General features: G+C 62.0%; 16 protein-coding genes. 5 read left to right on the top strand and 11 right to left on the bottom strand.

What is annotated here, in order from left to right; translation table 11 throughout:
- The first annotated feature begins 255 nt into the window (after positions 1–255).
- Positions 256–1,623: a citrate/2-methylcitrate synthase gene (locus RX717_RS15430; protein ID WP_054326539.1), complete on the top strand. Its 1,368-nt coding sequence runs from the start codon at positions 256–258 to the stop codon at positions 1,621–1,623.
- A gap of 84 nt (positions 1,624–1,707) precedes the next feature.
- Here the strand turns inward: RX717_RS15430 and RX717_RS15425 are convergent, their stop codons facing one another.
- The 6 genes from RX717_RS15425 to RX717_RS15400 form a co-directional block, all read right to left on the bottom strand.
- A complete protein-coding gene (locus RX717_RS15425; RefSeq protein ID WP_054326538.1) occupies positions 1,708–2,088 on the bottom strand; it encodes a desulfoferrodoxin family protein in 381 nt (126 codons plus the stop codon).
- Positions 2,089–2,268: 180 nt separating this feature from the next.
- Entirely contained in the window at positions 2,269–2,757 is a 489-nt protein-coding gene (locus RX717_RS15420) for a deoxycytidylate deaminase (RefSeq protein WP_054326537.1), read from the bottom strand.
- A gap of 27 nt (positions 2,758–2,784) precedes the next feature.
- The gene (locus tag RX717_RS15415) at positions 2,785–3,441 is read right to left on the bottom strand and encodes an ABC transporter ATP-binding protein (RefSeq protein ID WP_054326536.1); all 657 of its coding nucleotides are present in this window, start codon (positions 3,439–3,441) and stop codon (positions 2,785–2,787) included.
- 131 nt (positions 3,442–3,572) lie between these two features.
- On the bottom strand, positions 3,573–4,928 hold the full coding sequence (locus RX717_RS15410; RefSeq protein ID WP_054326535.1) for an MATE family efflux transporter: 1,356 nt from the start codon (positions 4,926–4,928) through the stop codon (positions 3,573–3,575).
- A gap of 66 nt (positions 4,929–4,994) precedes the next feature.
- Complete coding sequence (locus RX717_RS15405) at positions 4,995–6,491, bottom strand: Na+/H+ antiporter NhaC family protein (protein ID WP_407923245.1); 1,497 nt, start codon at positions 6,489–6,491, stop codon at positions 4,995–4,997.
- 171 nt (positions 6,492–6,662) lie between these two features.
- Positions 6,663–8,066, bottom strand: a complete 1,404-nt coding sequence (locus RX717_RS15400; protein ID WP_242977879.1) for an alanine/glycine:cation symporter family protein — start codon at positions 8,064–8,066, stop codon at positions 6,663–6,665.
- Positions 8,067–8,463: 397 nt separating this feature from the next.
- On the opposite strand from RX717_RS15400, the gene RX717_RS15395 reads away from it, so the two are divergent.
- The 3 genes from RX717_RS15395 (at position 8,464) to RX717_RS15385 (ending at position 10,939) form a co-directional block, all read left to right on the top strand.
- A complete protein-coding gene (locus tag RX717_RS15395) occupies positions 8,464–9,177 on the top strand; it encodes a radical SAM protein (protein ID WP_307718891.1) in 714 nt (237 codons plus the stop codon).
- Entirely contained in the window at positions 9,174–9,890 is a 717-nt protein-coding gene (locus tag RX717_RS15390) for a queuosine precursor transporter (RefSeq protein ID WP_107631377.1), read from the top strand. The genes RX717_RS15395 and RX717_RS15390 overlap by 4 nt, the downstream gene beginning before the upstream one ends.
- 842 nt (positions 9,891–10,732) lie before the next feature.
- Complete coding sequence (locus RX717_RS15385; protein ID WP_054326534.1) at positions 10,733–10,939, top strand: helix-turn-helix domain-containing protein; 207 nt, start codon at positions 10,733–10,735, stop codon at positions 10,937–10,939.
- 43 nt (positions 10,940–10,982) lie between these two features.
- Here the strand turns inward: RX717_RS15385 and RX717_RS15380 are convergent, their stop codons facing one another.
- Genes RX717_RS15380 through RX717_RS15370 form a run of 3 tightly spaced genes read right to left on the bottom strand, consistent with a single transcriptional unit; the run spans position 10,983 to position 14,522 of the window.
- Entirely contained in the window at positions 10,983–12,260 is a 1,278-nt protein-coding gene (locus RX717_RS15380) for a hypothetical protein (protein ID WP_054326533.1), read from the bottom strand.
- Positions 12,257–13,573, bottom strand: coding sequence for a DUF58 domain-containing protein (locus tag RX717_RS15375; RefSeq protein ID WP_107631403.1), 1,317 nt, complete (start codon positions 13,571–13,573; stop codon positions 12,257–12,259). Before RX717_RS15375 ends, RX717_RS15380 begins: the two co-directional genes overlap by 4 nt.
- Complete coding sequence (locus RX717_RS15370) at positions 13,566–14,522, bottom strand: AAA family ATPase (RefSeq protein ID WP_316960464.1); 957 nt, start codon at positions 14,520–14,522, stop codon at positions 13,566–13,568. Before RX717_RS15370 ends, RX717_RS15375 begins: the two co-directional genes overlap by 8 nt.
- A 206-nt stretch (positions 14,523–14,728) precedes the next feature.
- Between RX717_RS15370 and RX717_RS15365 the strand changes: the two genes are divergently transcribed.
- Complete coding sequence (locus RX717_RS15365) at positions 14,729–15,655, top strand: AEC family transporter (RefSeq protein ID WP_054326530.1); 927 nt, start codon at positions 14,729–14,731, stop codon at positions 15,653–15,655.
- 43 nt (positions 15,656–15,698) lie between these two features.
- On the opposite strand, the gene RX717_RS15360 is transcribed toward RX717_RS15365, so the two are convergent.
- Both RX717_RS15360 and RX717_RS15355 read right to left on the bottom strand, forming a co-directional pair.
- Positions 15,699–17,126: an MATE family efflux transporter gene (locus RX717_RS15360; protein WP_054326529.1), complete on the bottom strand. Its 1,428-nt coding sequence runs from the start codon at positions 17,124–17,126 to the stop codon at positions 15,699–15,701.
- A complete protein-coding gene (locus tag RX717_RS15355) occupies positions 17,107–17,592 on the bottom strand; it encodes a MarR family winged helix-turn-helix transcriptional regulator (protein WP_242977885.1) in 486 nt (161 codons plus the stop codon). Before RX717_RS15355 ends, RX717_RS15360 begins: the two co-directional genes overlap by 20 nt.
- Positions 17,593–17,691: the final 99 nt, after the last annotated feature.

Here is a 17,691-nt window from a genome sequence, read left to right as displayed (position 1 = left end):
CGCTTTCCTGTTTTTTTCATGCGCCCGCCCTCTCCCTGCGGGCTGGACGAGGAAAGGGTTTTTCTTGGTTCAGCGCGGGAAAGGACGCTGCACAATACGGGCAGGACACTTGCGTGCAAGCATGTTGAACAAGCGGACAAAAGGGATAAAATACGCTTTTGTGGGTTTCAACAAGCGACGGTATTTGACATTTTTGCAGGACAGGAGTAAAATATATGCATAATGAACGATTCAAGCGGAAGGAGCAAGCCCGATATGACGACACAGCCGTCCTTTGTCAACCCAGTGCTTTTGCAGGAGCTCAGCGAGAGCTTCCGCCTGCATAACCAGATCCCGTCGGATCTGTATACCCGCTTCCGCATCAAGCGCGGCCTGCGCAACGCGGACGGCACGGGCGTCCTGGTCGGCGCGAGCCGCCTGGGCAACGTTCACGGCTACATACTCAACGAGGGCGAGCGCGAGCCGATCGAGGGCCGCCTGACCTACCGCGGCTATAATGTGTACGACCTGATCCACGGCCTGGAGCAGGAGGACCGCTTCGGGTTTGAGGAGGTCGGCTACCTGCTGATGTGCGGCGCGCTGCCCACCCGCCGCCAGCTGGACGAATTCCAGCGCTCGATCGGCCTGGAACGCGCGCTGCCCGATAATTTTACCGAGGATATGATTATGCGCGCGCCGAGTCGGGACATTATGAACAAGCTCGCGGGCGCCACGCTCGCGCTTTACTCCTACGACCCCAATCCGGACGAGACGACGGTCGAAAACATCATGCGGCAGGGCATCAGCCTGATGGCCAAGTTTCCGGTTATCATTTCGCATGCGTATCAGGCCAAGCGCCGGTATTTCGACGGGGATTCCATGTTTCTGCATGTACCCGACCCTGACCGCTCCACGGCGGAGAACATTCTGCATCTGGTTCGGCCGAACGGCAAGTATTCGGACGACGAGGCCAAGCTGCTCGACCGCTGCCTGATTCTGCACGCCGAGCATGGCGGCGGCAACAACTCCTCCTTCACTGTGCGTGTCACCTCCTCGTCGGGTACGGATACCTATTCCGCGATCGCGGCGGCGGTTTCCGCGCTCAAGGGGCCGCGGCACGGCGGCGCTAACCTGCGCGTCGTGCGGCAGTTTGAGGAGATGAAAGAAAACATCAGCGACTGGACGGACGAGGGCGCGGTCGCGGACTACCTCTGCAAGATCCTGGACGGGGAAGCGGGCGACGGGTCCGGCCTGATCTACGGTATGGGCCACGCCATCTATACATTGAGCGACCCGCGCGCGGTGGCGCTCAAAAAAGCCGCGCGCCCCCTGGCGGAGAGCAAGGGCTTCAGTCGGGAAATGGATCTGATCGAGTTGGTTGAAAAGCTCACGCCGGCCATTTTCGCGGAGAAAAAAGGCAGCGACAAGCCCATGTGCGCCAATGTGGACATGTATTCCGGCCTGGTGTATAAAATGCTCGGCCTGCCGAAGTCGCTGTATACGCCGCTGTTTGCAACCGCGCGTATCGTCGGCTGGATGGCGCACCGCCTGGAGGAGGTCACCACGGGCGGCAAGATCATCCGTCCGGCTTACAAGCCGCTCTGCAAATCCGTGGTATACAAAAATCTGGACGAACGCGGATAAGGCGATTAAAAAAGCGTGTTTCCCCAAGAGGGAAACACGCTTTTTTCAAATGGATGCGTGGCGGGCGCGGGGGAAAGGGCGCGCTCAGAGCGAAGCCTTCCAAAGCCCGTGCAGGTTGCAGAATTCGTAAACCGCTTCCGCTTTTTCGCCCTCGGCAAGGCGGAACACGGCCTCCGGCGCTCCAGTGTGGTCGAGTACGGCGCGGTGTACGGCCTTATCGGTCACCAGCCAGATGAACGCGATGTGATGCTCCTCGGTCATGGGATGGGTCACCTCGCCGACGCAGGCACGGATCACATCGCCCTCGGCCTTGACGACCGGAACGTGCTTCTCCATGGCGCCGTCGGTCTCGCCGGCCTTGAATTCCTTCATTGGCTCGCCGCAGCAGATCACTGGAACGCCGTGATCCTCGATCTTCTCAATGATGTTGCCGCAGTGCATGCACTTGTAAATTTTTAACTCCATAACGAAACTCCTCCTTTGCGTGTCTATTATGCCACGCGGTCCTGTGTTTACGCGCGCGGGAGGGGAAAAATACCCGCGCCGCGCGCCCGATGAGAGCAGCCGTTTCCGGCGGCCCGCTATAAAAAGCCGGCCAGTGCGTCCGGCTCCTTATCCTGGTGAAGATACCCCTGTCCAGCCGCGTCAATAGCCGCGTCGGCCGTCCAAAACGTCGTCGTGGTAGATCCAGTCGCGCACGCTGATGGTATCGTATGTATCGTTGTCGCGCCGGATGACCACCCGTTCGATACCCGCGTTGATAATCAGGCGCTTGCACATGGTGCAGGAATTGGCGTCGGGCATGATTTCGCCGGTGGACATGTCCCGCCCGACCAGATAGAGCGTCGCGCCGAGCATCTGTTCGCGCGGCGCCGCGATGATGGCGTTGGCCTCGGCATGGACCGAGCGGCAGAACTCGTACCGTTCGCCGCGCGGGATGCCCAGCTTCTGCCGGATGCAGGTGCCGATGTCGATGCAGTTCTCGCGGCCGCGCGGCGCGCCGGTGTAGCCGGTGGAAACGATCACGTCGTTTTTGACGATCACCGCGCCGAAATTGCGCCGCAGGCAGGTGCCGCGCTCGAGCGCGACCTGCGCCATATCCAGATAATAGTTGTCCTTATCCCGCCGGTTCATAACATGCCTCCTGGAATAAATACGGATTCAGCCGGAAAGCACGCCGCCCTCCAGATACAGCCGCCGCGCGGCGCGGGCGGCCGCCGTATGGTCATGCGTGATGAGTACGACCGTGTTGCCCCGCTCATGCAGCCCGTCGAGCAGGGAAAGCACCTCGGCCGCCGCTTCCGGGTCGAGTCCGGCCGTGGGCTCGTCCGCCAGAACGACGCAGGGGCGCGTGACCACCGCGCGCGCGATCGCGACGCGCTGCTGCTGGCCGCCGGAAAGCTGGTTTGGCTTGTGTGCCGTGCGGTGGGACAGGCCGACCGCACGCAGAGCCTCCGCGGCGCGCGCCAGCCGCTCCGGCCGCGCCACGCCCTGCAGGGTGAGCGGCAGGGCGACGTTCTCCAGCGCGGTCATGCCTGGGATGAGCTGGAAGCGCTGGAACACAAAGCCGATCTTCTCGCCGCGCAGGCGGGCGAGTGCCTGCGGCGGCAGGCCGGAAACGTCGGTCCCGCCGAGCAGGTAGCGGCCCTCGGTCAGCGTATCGAGCAGGCCGAGAATGTGCATCAGCGTGGACTTGCCCGAGCCGGACGCGCCGGTGATCGAAACATAGTCGCCGCGCCGGACGGACAGGTTGACGCCGCGCAGCGCGCAAACGCCGCTTCTGTCATATATTTTACTCGCATGGACAAGCTTTAGCAAGGCATTTCCCCCTTTTTCTTTTTTTTATTTTGGGAGGAAAAGCGCAAACTATACGCCGGCGGGACGCAGGGGGACGGAAAAGCCCGCCGGCAGACACGCCGCCGGCGGGCTTTTTTTTCTCTGGCCGGGCGTTACAGCTCCGGCAGGTTCTTTTTCCAGAGGCCGCTCCGGTAAAACCAGAAGGAGATGCCGGTACCCAGTAGCCAGCCGATCGGCCAGGAGAGCCAGATGCCAAGCTCCTGCCAGAACCGGAACAGCAAAACCGAGAAGCCCACGCGCAGGATCAGGTCGGAGAACGTCGTCACCATGAACAGCCGCATGGCGCCCGCGCCGCGCAGCACGCTGTCGCACACGAATTTGACGCATAGCAGGCCGTAGAACGGCGCTACGATAAACAGGAACTGCCGCCCCACGCCGATCACGCCCGACGCGCTGCCCGCGGGGACGAACAGGCCGACGAGCGGGTTGGCCAGCAGCATGTAAAGCGCGGTGAAAATCATCGCGAGGCCGATGGAATAGCAGGCACCCGCCCTAAGTCCGGGCGGGATGCGGTCCAGCCTGCGCGCGCCGATGTTCTGCGCCACATAGCTTGACAGGCCGGAGGAGAACGACATGCAGCAGGTCAGCGCGAACATATTGACCTTGGTTGCGGCGGAAAAGCCCGCGATGACCGTCGCGCCGCACAGGTTGACATAATACTGGATGATGACGTTGCCGACCGAGACAAAGCTCTGCTGGGCGATCGAGGGGATGCCGTAGCCCACCAGCCGGCGCAGCATATCGAACGAAAAAAGCAGGAAATGGCCGCCCGTATCGAACGCATGCACGCGGCGCAGGAGCAACAGGAACGCCAGCACGCCCGCGCAGCCCTGGGCGATGAACGTCGCCCAGGCGACACCTGCGACGCCCCAGTGGAAAACCGCGACAAAAACCAGGTCGAGGATCACGTTGCTCACCGAGGACAGGATCAGCAGGACCAGCGGTGTGCGGCTGTCGCCCATGGCGTTGAAGATGCCCGTACACACATTGTAGAGGAACAGGAACAGCAGGCCGAAAACGTAAACGCGTAGGTAGAGCGCGCCGTCGGAAAAAATATCGGCCGGCGTTTTCAGCGCGTCCATGACCGTGTCCGTTCCCAGTGCGCCGGCCAGCGTCAGCAGCAGCGCGACCGCGGTTGTGGTCAGCAACGCGGTAGAAACCGCGCTTTTCATGCGCACATAGCGCCTGGCGCCGAACAACTGGGAAACCAGTACGCTTGTGCCGATGTTGATGCCGGTCGCCACGGCCATGAAAAGCTGGGTGACCGGATAGCTCGCGCCCACTGCGGCGAGCGCCAGCTCGCCCGCCTGGACGGAAACGGCGAAACGGCCGACAATGACCGAGTCGGCCATCTGGTAGAGCTGCTGGAACGCCACACTGAGAAGAAGCGGCAGCGAGAACCAGAACAGCTTTTGCGAGGGCTTGCCCTCGGTCAGATCAGTAGTCAAAAGGATACACCTTCCAAGGTAGAGAAATGGAATCCCCCGAAATCGGGGGATTCCTGCGTTTTGTTTTCAGTTTTGCGCGCGTTTTTTCTGCTGGGCGGAGATCACAAGAATCGCGCAGAACAGCAGGATCACGCCGACGACCAGGGCGACGAAGCCGTTGCCGCAGAAGCCACCGACCAAATAACCGATGAAGCAGAACACCGCTACCATCAGCGCGTAGGGAATCTGCGTGGAGACGTGGTCGATATGGTTGCACTGCGCGCCCGCCGAGGCAAGGATGGTCGTGTCCGAGATCGGGGAGATGTGGTCGCCGCAGACCGCGCCGGACAGGCAGGCCGCGACTGTCATGACCAGCATGGTGCTGGGTGCGTCGCCGAAGACCGCGACCGCGATCGGGATCAGGATGCCGAACGTACCCCAGGAGGTGCCGGTGGCGAATGCGAGGCCGAGCGCGATCAGGAAGAAGATCGCGGGCATCAGCACGGATACCATGGAATCGCCGTTGACAATCGAGGATACATAGCCGCCGATGTTGAGATAATCCTCCGAGCAGACGCCGGACAGCGTCCACGCTAGCGTCAGGATCATGATGGCAGGCACCATGGCCTTGAAGCCTTCGGTGAACGCCTCGCAGAACTGGCTGAACGTCAGGATCTTGCGCGGGATATACAGCAGGAAGGTGAATATCAGCGTAAAGAACGAGCCGAGTACCAGCGAGGTCGAGGAGGAGCAGTTGGCGAACGCGTCGATGATGTTCGCGCCCTCCAGAATGCCGCCCGTGTACAGCATGGCCGAAATGCACAGGACGATCAGCACACAGATCGGCAGGATCAGGTCGTATACCTTGCCCGTGCCGCCGACCACATGGTTTTCCTCCACGCTGGAAAGCTCGTCCTTCTTATGCTCGGCCTCATATTTACCCATGGGACCGAAGTCGAAGTCCGCCGCCATCAGCCATATCAGGAACATGAGCGTCAGGAGTGCGTACAGGTTCATCGGGATGGTCTGAAGGAACAGTGAGAAGCCGTCCATCGAGCTGGATTCAGGCAGCGAGGAGCCGACCGCGGCGGCCCAGCTGGAGATCGGCGCGATGATGCAGACCGGCGCGGCGGTCGCGTCGATGATGTACGCGAGCTTGGCGCGCGTGATGCGGTACTTGTCCGTGACCGGCCGCATGACCGTGCCGACGGTCAGGCAGTTGAAATAGTCGTCCACAAAAATGAAAACGCCCAAAAACGAAGTTGCGAACGCCGCGCCGCGTCGGGTACGGATGGTCTTGACCGCCCAGTTTCCGTATGCGCGGGAAGCGCCCGATTTTGTGACGAGCGATACCAGTATGCCGAGCAGCACCAGGAAAATACAGATCTCGATATTGTCCCCCAGCTTGCTGCCCATGACCTCAAACGTGGTTTCGACCGCGTGCAGCGGGTTGAAGCCGGTGAGCAGCAGCGCGCCCGAAAGGATACCGATCAGCAGAGACGAATATACTTCCTTGGTGATGAGCGCCAGCGCGATCGCAATGACCGGCGGCAGCAATGTCCAGACGGTGGATGTCAGGTCCATATTCAGTTCCCCCTCATTCTTTTTGCAGGATCCGCAGGCTCCATGCAAGTCTATTTTATTATTCTATATGCATTTCTCTGGCTTGACAAGATGGAATCCGGCATTTACAAAACGGATTGTGTAAATTTGTGCAATCTGTGCGGAAAGAGCGGGGGAGAAAAGGGGGATTTGTCAAATATCCTTCGCACGGCGGTAGCGGCGCCACTCCGCGAGCGCTTCCCGCCGCAGGGCGAACACGCCGACCAGGTTGGGCAGCGCCATCAGCCCGTTGAACGTATCCGAAAGCGCCCAGGCCAGGTCGAGCCGCATCGTGCAGCCGAGAGCAGCCGCGGCGATGAACAGTGCCTTGTAAAGCAGCGCGGACCGGCTGCCGAACAGGTACTCAGCCGCCCGCTGTCCATAATAGGACCAGCCGAGCAGGGTGGAAAACGCGAACAGCACCAGCGATACCGCGACAAAGCCGCCGCCGAGCGGGCCGAACACGGTAGAGAACGCCGCGGCGGTGAGCGCGGCGCCGGTCTGGAGTTGGGCGAGCAGCGGCGTACCCGCGGCAAGGCCGTACTGCGCGGCGTCGTAAACGCCGGAGGTCAGGATGACCAGCGCGGTCACGGTACACATCACGATCGTGTCGAAAAACACCTCGAATACCGCCCACATCCCCTGCTCGCACGGCTCTTTGGCATCCGCCGCAGCATGCACCATGACGGAAGAACCCAAGCCGGCCTCGTTGGAAAACACGCCGCGCGATACGCCGATGCGGATGGCCTGCGCCATGCCGTAGCCCAGCACGCCGCCCGCGCCCGCCTGCCAGTCGAACGCGCAGGCGACGATTTGTCCACAGGCCTGTGGAAGCGCAGCGCGGCCGTGCCACAGCACGGCCAGCGCACCGGCCATATAGAACAGCGCCATAAACGGGACCAGGGCTTCGGTCACGCGGGAGATACGCTTCAGCCCGCCCAGCATGACTGCGCCGAGCAACACGGCGGTCGCCAGACCGGTCGCGGGGGGCGGCACGCGGAACACGTTGGACAGGCCGCTGGCGATCGAGTTGCACTGGCTCATATTGCCGATGCCGAACGAGGCAAGGACGCAGAAAAGCGCGAACGCCGCGGCAAGGAACGGGCTGTGCAGCCCGTTCTTGAGATACAGCATGGGGCCGCCGCGCCAGGCCCCGTCCGGTCCGCGCTCGCGGTACAGCATGCCGAGCGTGTTCTCCGCGAACGCGGTCATCATGCCGAAAAAGGCGGATACCCACATCCAGAACACCGCGCCCGGCCCGCCAATGGTCAGGGCGGTGGCCACGCCCGCGATATTGCCCGTACCGACCGTCGCGGCCAGCGCGGTACACATGGTCGCAAAGGGGGAGACCGCGTTTTTCGAGCTGGTGCGCCGCGCCGCACCGGAAAAGCAGGAGAGCAGCGTCTTGCGCAGCCACAGGCCGGTATAGCGCACCTGGAACAGGCCGGTGCGCACGGTGAAATAGATGCCCGTACCGGTGAGCAGCACCAGCATGGGTACGCCCCATACAAATGCGCGCACCATTTCGTTCATCAGCGCGATTTTGTCAAGCATCATGGAATTCCCCCTTGTTCAGCGTCCATCCTAACTATATGCTTGACTTTCCGGTGAAATCCGCTATAATGGAAAAGCAACTGAAGAACAGACAGTTCGGAACCATCCTGTCTATAAACAAAACTACGGGAAAGGCTTCGATCGAAACGGAGTTCCGGTCGGGGCGGGCTGCGCCGCACAGTGCAGTACGCGGGAAAAGCCCAAGCGCGATTTTGCACGCCGCAAAAACGGCATGCAGAACCGTTGCCTTGTATCAAAAATCAGGCGCACGTCCTGGCTTTTGATGAAAATTTGTATGCTGCGCAAATATGCAAATTTTCTGTCGGATATGCGCCTTGCGGCGCGGTGATGGTGTACCGTTACGGTGCGCCTTATTTTTTTGCAAAAGGGAGGGGGATCGGTGGAACTGACCCGCTATTCGGTGATCGAGGGCAAGAACCCGCGCGAGATCGTGCTGCTGCGCGGCCGCGGCTGCGCGTGGCGGCGCTGCAAGTTCTGCGATTACCATTTGGACGCATCGCGCGATGAGCAGGCCAATCTTGCGCTCAACCGGAAGGCATTGTCTCAGGTCATGGGTGTGTTCGGCCGGCTGGAGGCAATCAACTCCGGCTCATTCGCGGAGCTGGACGAATCCACTGTGCGCGAGATCGAGCGCGTCTGCCGCGAAAAAGGCGTCCGCGACCTGCACATCGAGAGCCATTGGCTGTTCCGAAGGACGCTTCCCGCCCTGCGCGCGCGGTTTTCAGCGCAGGGCGTGCGGCTGCACGTCAAGATCGGTGTCGAGACGTTCGACGCGGACTACCGCGAGCGCGTGCTGGACAAGGGCATCGATGCGGCCGATCCCGCTGAAATCGCGGCCGATTTCGATGACTGCTGCCTGCTGTTCGGCCTGGCCGGACAGACCGCGGAGAGCATGGCGCGCGATATCCGCACGGGCCTTGCCTATTTCGACCGAGTATGCGTCAACATCATGGTTCCGAACACCACGTCTGTCAAGCCGGATCAGGCGGCACGGGACGCCTTTATCCATCAGGTGTATCCGCTCTATCGGGATGAGCCCCGCGTGGACATCCTGCTGGACAACACGGACTTTGGTGTAGGAGAACTGGAATGACAAATGAAATTTTACTGGCGGTTTCGCTCGTTGTGCTGTATGGGACGGTGCTTCTGTGGTTTTACCTGTTCGGTACGGGCGGGATGATGGCGTTCACGGTGTTTGCGACGATCGCGGCAAACATCGAGGTGATGATTTTGGTGGATGCGTTCGGCATGGAGATGACGCTCGGCAACATCCTGTTCGCAACGACGTTCCTTGTGACCGATATCCTGAGCGAGGTCGCGGGGAAAAAGACCGCGCAGCGTGCGGTTTGGGCGGGCATCGCGGCAAACGTGCTGTTTATCCTCGTCTCGCAGTCCTGGCTGCTGTATGCGCCGTCGGTGAACGACTGGGCGCAGGAGCCGATGCGGGCGGTGTTTTCCAATACGCCGCGCATGATGCTTTCCTCGCTTGCGGTATACGCGGTCGCGCAGATCTTCGACGTCTGGCTTTACCATAAATGGTGGGCCTTTACTGAAAAGCGCACGGGCGACCACCGCGCGTTCCTCTGGCTGCGCAACAATGGTTCGACGCTGGTTTCCCAGCTCGTCAACACGGTTCTGTTTACCGCGCTGGCATTCTGGGGAACGTATGACATGCCGACGCTGCTGTCAGTCGCGCTGTCGAGCTATGTAATCTTTATTTTTACCTCGCTGCTGGATACGCCGGTCGTATACGCGGCGCGGCGGCTGTATGAGAAAAAAATGGGCCGCGCGGCGCAGGAGGATTGACTGGTTTGCGTTTCCGCTTTGGCGAAAGCGGGGGAAGCTGCGCCTGCGCGGCGCGGGCGGACAAGAGGGGAGAAACCAACGGTTTCTCCCCTCTTGCCAATCACCCCTTTTCCCTGATGCACAGGCCGGAGGCCGGAACGGCTGCGCCGTTCCTATTTCTGACCAGGACCGCTCCGAAAAAATACGGGGGCTGTTGCGGGAGCTCTGTTCGCGCGGAGGTTAGAACGGGACAGCGGGAAAACGGATGCCGCCTGTCCGAAACGGTCTATGCGCGCGTAACAGCGCGCGCGGGAGGGGGAAAGCCGCCGCCATCCTGCCCCCTGGGGTGGAAGCCGTTGTGCTTACCGTGATATAGCAAATGGGCGGCAGATGGAACGCGCGACCCACCTTGCGCGCGGAGCGCGCCCTTATTTGCGGGAGCAAATGCCGTAAACCGGCCTTGCGGAAGCGCCAAAGCCCTGCAGCCGCGAAAAAAGGAAAGCAGGGAATTCAAAAGGGGAGGAAAACCCATGCGGGTTGTCCTCCCCTTTTGCCCCCGCGCCGGGCGGCGCACCGTCCCCGTTGCCGAGGGGATATAAAGCGGTCAATACTTCCGGCGGTGTTTCTCTCGAACGGCATCCTCCCGCGCCATAGCGAGACAGAGCCGGAGCATCCCGCGCCAGAAGCGCTGCGGGTCGTCCCGTTCCAAGCGCTGGAGGTAGTCTTTATCATGGCGGTGTTTTAGAGCAAAAAATTTTTCATTCATCATATATCACTCAAACAATATATACATAATAGTATATTATAAATAATGAATTGTCAATTTGATTATTTATAATTAATGTATATATCAGGTGATATAAATGAATTCTATCAGATTGACAGTCCGTGAGGCTATGGAATCAAACGGATTGAATCGTTACAAAGTTAATAAATTAACGGGAATCCCGTATCAGACATTGGATAGATACTTTAAGAATGAAGTGGCGCGGTATGACAGTGATGTATTACTGAAACTGTGCGTCGCCCTCGACTGCGGCATCGAAGACCTGATCGAAGTCGTCCGCTGAACCGGACGTAAAAAGCACGGATGGAAAAGCCATCCGTGCTTTTTTATGCTCTGCGGCGGGAGACGCGCAGCTTTTTCCACAGCATCGCGGCTTCACGCGCGGTCAGGAAATCCCCGCCGCCGAAATACCGCGCGTCGAGCGCGTCCGACAGGAACCGCAGCTCCCCTTCGCAGTCGGGATAGAGCGCGTTCATGCGCATAAGGAACTGGCGGCAGGTTTCGCCCTCCTGCCGGCCGAGCCGCCTGCGGCGCGCCTGCCGCTGGATGCGGTGCAGCACGCCGGGCGCGGTGTTGCGCTCGGTCACATACCGCATTGCAAACCGTATCCGCGTCTGCAGCCGCGCCCAAAGCCCGCGCAGCAGCGCGGACAGGCGCGGCCGCTCGCGCTGGACGCCCAGCTCGCCGCGCATCCCGCCCACCGTCAGGCGCAGTCTGCCGCGGCGCAGCAGCAGGATCAGCGCGGCCGCCAGCCCGACGATAATCAGCACGAGCAGCGCGTACAGCATCAGCTCGGAAAACCGCGCGGCCTGCTCGGACTGCTCGGCGGTCACGTTGCCGGGTAGGGGCGTTCCCTCCAGCGTGCCGGACTCATCCGGCGTGAAGTGGGACAGGAGCCACAGGAAAAACGCGTTGAACGCGTGGTACAGGCGGGAAACGAGCGCCCGCAGGAGCGCCCAGCCGCCCAGCAACACGGATTTGATCTGTCCGCTCAGCGTCAGGATCACACCGCCGGCAATCAGCGCCATGCCACCCACGGCGGCCAGCAGGATCGCCGCGCCGCGCCCGCCCGCATGGGAAGCGGAACGCCCGCCTGCCGAGCGGCGCGCGACCGCGGCCGCCATCGTCAGCACGGCGGCCAGCAGCAGCGGCAGCAGAGGGCGCATCGGCCGTCCCGTCAGCGAATAGTAGGCCAGACCGATGAACAGGAGTACGATGTTTCCATCCAGATGCGAGATCAGGCGCTCGGGCGTGACCGGACGAAGCAGGGTGCCATAGCTGATATAATAGCAGCTCAGCCACATGATGACTGCGAACAGGATGCCCATGGTCGAGGAAAAGCGGCCGTAGACCGCGAAGGATACCGTGGCCTGCGCCGCGAAAAACAGCGCCGTGACCAGCGCAAGGCGGCGCACCGGCTGCGCGCGCCGCAGCAGGCGACTGAGGCAGAAATGATACGCCAGCAGGAAGCAGGCCCATACGGGCAGGCAGGCCGAGGTGAACGAGCCGGTCTCGACCTGTGAGAAAAAGCCGAAAACAAACGACAGCGAGGCGATGGTGGAAAACAGCACCGCCGCGCCGAACAGGGGGGAGCGCCCGTTCATACCGCCGCCCCCTTTGCCAGCCGCCGCAGCGGCACAACACGCAGGTCAGGGGCGGCGGACGAGGCGACGCCCGCGGCGGCAAATACGGTCACACGCGTCGCACCCAACCGGCCGACCAGCCCATGCACGGGTCCGTCCGGCGCGCAGGTGATCAGATAGACGCGGCCGGCCTCGGACGCGGCGGTCAGGACGGCGCGCTCGTCAAAGCGGGAGGGCGCGCACTGTTCCAGCCGGTCGCCGTTTTCCGCGAACAGATGCTGCGCCAGGCAGTCGTAGCCCGCGAGCAGGCCGAGCAGCTCAGCGGCGGAACGGCCCTCGACCGGCGGCAGGGTAACGGCCGAATACCGGCGGGAGGCGGGCAGCGCAAGCCCGCAGGTCACGCCGCGCCGGAACAGCCGCGCGATGACCGAGCCGAGGAGCTCAAGCGCTTGCTCCAGCTCGGCATAATCCGTGGACAGGCCGCAGAACGATTCCCCGTCCAGCACGAACAGCGCGGAAAGGGGCTGGATGGTTTCGTAAAAGTTGACCTTAAGCTCCTGCGTGCGCGCCGCCATGCGCCAGTTGATGCGCTTCCAGCTGTCACTCGGCTGGTAGGGGCGCAGGCCGCGCAGCACGGCCATATCCTCCTGATAGCCGGCCGAGCCGGCCGACTGCCGCCACTGTTCCTGCAGGAACAGTGAAATATCGACCGGCACGCTGCGCGGGTAAACCAGTACTTGGGGAAGCTTGCTCGGCGGGCAGGGGGCCTCGACCTGGGACAGCCCGAAGCCGTCGCCCGAACGGAGCATCAGCCGGTCCATGCGGTAGACGCCGCGCCGCCGCGCAGTCCACACGCTGCGCAGGGTGAGCGTTTCGTGGCCCATTACGAATGAAAAGGTGCGGCGATAGGCGTCGGGGGCGGGGCGGTCCGCTGTGTCCGGCGTGGATTCCCGCCCCTGCGCTTCGCCGGAAAGGCAGGCGTACCGCTCGAAGGTCTCGTCAGGCGTGAGGCAGTCGCGCTCGGGAATTCCCTGGGACAACTCCAGCCAGATCAACGGCAGAAGCTTGTCGTTTTTGACTGTGTAGGAGAACGTGGTCTCCATGTCCGGATACAGGCGGGTGCGGGAGCAGTCAACCTCCAGCGTGACATGCCGGATCGACCGCGCGCCCCACAAAAACGCCGCGCCGGACAGCAGGAACAGGAACGCGAAGGCCGCGGACAGCACGAGCAGGTCCCCGACCGCGGCGGCTACGCACAGGATAAGCCACAGCGCGACCGCGGGCAGGGAAACGAGTATGCTGGACGCGCGCCCGAACTGTAGGCGCTTATTCATCGTAAATACCGCTCTGGGCGGGCGGCACGGGTACGCTTTCGAGCAGCTCCGCGACCACGGTCTCGCCCGTCCGTCCGGCGAGCTGGGCCTCGCTTTCGAGCAGCAGGCGGTGCGGCAGGACAAAGCGGGCGAGGTACTGCACGTCGTCCGGCGTGACGAACGCGCGCCCGCGCATGGCGGCCCAGGCTTTGGCTACGCGGAACAGTGCGCGAGAGGCGCGGGGGCTGGCACCCATGGCGACGCCGGGGCAGCCGCGCGTCGCGGCGACGAGCGCGACGATGTACTCCGTAACCGCGTCCGACACCTGTATATTCTGAAGCGAGGCGCGCAGCGCGAGGATCTCCTCTGGTCCGGTGACCGCCCGCACCTGGTCGAACGGCATGGCGTCGCCCAGGTTGCGCAGCATCTGGGCCTCCTCGGCCGCGTCCGGATAGCCCATGGACAGGCGCATCAGGAAGCGGTCCATCTGTGCGGCGGGCAGGCGGAACGTGCTTTCGGATTCCACCGGATTCTGGGTGGCCAGCACGAAGAACGGCGCGGGCAGGGGCAACGTTTCGCCGTCAATGGTGACGTGCTGCTCCTCCATGGCCTCGAGCAGCGCGGACTGGGTGCGCGGCACGGCGCGGTTGATCTCGTCCGCGAGCAGGATGTGTGTGAACACCGGTCCGCGCAGCAGCCGGAATTCGCCGGTGCGCTGGTCGAAGATGTTCATGCCCGTGATGTCCGAGGGCAGCAGGTCGGGGACGAACTGCACACGGCGCGACGCGCAGCCGGACGCGAGCGAGAGGGTCTTGACGAGCGTGGTCTTGCCGACGCCGGGCATGTCGTCGAGCAGGATATGCCCGCCGGCGAGCAGCGCCGCAATGATCAGCTCGATGCGGTCGTGCTTGCCGAGGATGATTTTTTCGGTTTCCGCAGCCAATTTTGCTGCAAATGCAGAGATTTCCATAGTTGTTCCTTTCCAGCCTTGTTTCGTTCAGATTGCCGCAATAAAAAAGCCTGCCTGCGTGGGATAACGGGATATCGTATTCTATCATAAAGCGGGGGGAAAGTAAATCAGCCGCGCCCGCCCTCTTGACAGCAGCTCGTCAACGGCGGTATAACTGAAAGATAAGGGAAAAGCCGTTGTCTGGAAACGGCAGGGGGAATGGGGAAATGGATATGTTCTGGTCGCTTGCTGGGGAAGTCGGGAAGCTGTTCCTGATGATGCTCATCGGCTTTGTGGTTTACCGCCTGGGCATCATCACGGTGGAGGAAAGCAAAATCCTTTCCAAGATGATGCTGTACATCGTGTTGCCAGCGGTCGTGCTGCATTCGTTCATGGTCGAGTTCACGCCGGATAAGACCAGGGGGCTGCTCCTGTCCTATGCGGCGGCGCTGGGCGTCAGCCTGGTGCTGGTGGCCGCCGTCACGCTGCTCAAGCGCCCGCTGCATCTGACGCCGGTGGAGTCGATGTCGGTCATCTATTTCAACACCGGCATCGCCGTGCCGATTGTGGGCGCCGCGATCGGCCAGGAGTGGGTGGTGTATGCCACGGCGATGATCTGCGTGCATACGTTCCTGGTGTGGACGCACTGTAAGTTCACCCTGTCCGGCGAGCGCACCGTAAGCTGGAAAAAGCTGTTCCTCAATCCCAACATGATCTCCATGCTGATTGGCATCGCGCTGTTTACGCTGCAGCTTCCAGTGCCTGCGGTGGTCAGCGGAACGGTGGAGGGAATGGCCGACCTGTTCGGCCCGCTCAGCATGGTCGTGACGGGCATTTTGATCGGCAGCCTGAGCTGGGAAAGGGTGCGGTCGTACCGCAGGCTTCCCCTTGTGGTCGGGCTGCGAATGGTCGCCTGCCCGCTGGCCGCGCTTCTGCTGGTCAAGGCGCTGCATCTGGCGCAGATGGCGCCGGACGGCTCGCTGATCCTGACCGCCGCGCTCTTGTCCGTAGCTACGAATTCAGGCAGTACGATCACTCAGATGGTGCAGGTCTACGGCGGGGACGCGGAGTATTCCAGCGTGATCTGTGCGGTGACGTCGCTCCTGAGCATGGCGGCGCTGCCGCTGTTCGGGCAGATGGTCCGGATACTGTAGGGAAAAGCCGGCAGGCGCCGCGGGTATGCCCGCGGCGCTGATTTTACGCCTCCGCGGGCGGCATCTGCCCGATCTGCTGCCGCAGGCGGCGCATCTCCGGCACGATGAAGAACGCGACGATCGCGGCAGAGGCCGCATCCGCGATGGGGGCGGAATACAGGATGCCGTCCAGGCCGAAGAACAGCGGCAGGATCAGGATGAGCGGGATCAGCAGCAGGAGCTGGCGCAGCATGGACAGCACGGATGCTTTAAGCGGCTGGCCGGTGGCCTGGAAATAGTTGGTGGATACGATCTGGAAGCCTGCGCAGAAGATGCTGAACAGGTAGATGCGCAGACATTTGACCGCAAAATCCGTGAACGCGGCGTTTTCCTTGCCGAAAATGCCCACAATCGTCTCAGGAAACAACTGGCAGAGCAGCCAGCAGAACGCAATCAGACCTGTGGCGAATGTGACCGCAAGCAGATAGGTGCGGCGGATGCGGGCAAAGTTTTTCGCACCCCGATTGAAGCCGAGGATGGGCTGCGCGCCGATCCCCACGCCGATGCCGAACGCGGCCATAATCATGGCGATCTTCATCACGATGCCCATGGCGCTCAGCGCCACGTCGCCGCCGATGGCGCTCTGGTCGCCGTAATGCACCAGGGAATTATTCATCACAACCTGCATGATGCAGCCGACCGACTGCGTGATGCCGGAGGAGACGCCAAGCGCCATCGCGCGGCGCACCAGATACCAGTCCGGCCGGCGGTAGGCGCGGCGCAGGCGCATGTGGCGCGGGTTGCCGCGGCTCGGCCGCAGGAAATACAGGGTCAGTACAACGGCGGAGATGATCTGCGAGGTGATCGTGGCAATCGCCGCGCCCTTGACGCCCCAGTGCAGGACGAATATGTAGATGGGATCGAGGATCGTATTCAGGAAAGCGCCGATCATCATACCGTACATGGACATGCGCGGATGGCCGTCCGTGCGCGCCAGGTTGGACAGCACGACCGAAACCATGTTAAAGGGCGTGCCGAGCAGGATGATCGAGGTGTAGTCAAGCGCGTAAGGCAGGATGGAATCGGTCGCGCCGAACGCGCGCAGCAGGGGGCGCAGGAAGAGCAGGCCGAGGACCATCAGCACGACGCTGAGCAGGATGGAAAAGGAGAACGCGGTGTTGAGCGTACGCTCGGCTTCCTCCTCGTTCTTTTCCCCCAGACGGATGGCCGCGTGCGCGCTGCTGCCCGCGCCGATCAGGGTGGAGAATGCCAGCAGGATGGTCATGACCGGAAAAGCGACCGTTGTCGCGGCGTTGCCCAGATAGCCGACACCCTGCCCGATGAAGATTTGGTCCACGATGTTGTAAATCGAGTTGATCAGGCAGGAGACGATGGCGGGAAGGGAGAAGGTCACCAGCAGCCGGCCGACCGGCTTGCAGCCGAGCGGGTTCTGGGGAACGGAGGCGTTCGGTTCAGCCCGCAGGGTCTGCATGGGGCAGCTCTCCTTTCCGGCCGGCGATTTCCTTCAGTGTGCTGCAGGAATGTTCCGACATGGCGCGCAGGGCGGCCAGCAGGCGCTCGCGCTCGGCTTCCCCCAGCCCGCTGGTGAGCGACGCGGTCCAGTAATCCCGCACCGTGTACACGCGCTCGACAAGGGCGCGCCCCTTGTCGGTCAGGTGGAGATGGTGGACGCGCTTATCCTGCTCGTCGGGCGTGGCGTAAACATATCCCTCCCCGCCGAGCTTTTGGACTGCGCGCGTCACCGTACCCTTGTCAAAGCCGCCGAAACGCGCGAGGTCGAGCAGGCTGACGCCGTCCTGCTCGAAAATACACAGCAGGAAGAATTGCTGCCCGCCGCCGATATTATCCCGCTCCAGCGCCAGGTCGAAATACCGCTGGGTGTTGCGCTGCAGCAGGGATATGTACCGCAGCACAGTGATTGGTTGATGCTTCATCATGTTCATTCCTCAAATAGTTGATTGCGCAATAATTATCGCAGTATTATCGTACACCTTATCGGTTGCGCTGTCAACTATAAGGGGGCTAGAAAAGGGACG

It is taken from the genome of Intestinibacillus sp. NTUH-41-i26 (assembly GCF_032769475.1).
In the GTDB taxonomy this organism is placed as follows: domain Bacteria; phylum Bacillota; class Clostridia; order Oscillospirales; family Butyricicoccaceae; genus Agathobaculum; species Agathobaculum ammoniilyticum.
The sequence above is the reverse complement of the archived record's forward strand: the minus strand, read 5'-3'. Positions and strand labels throughout refer to the sequence as shown.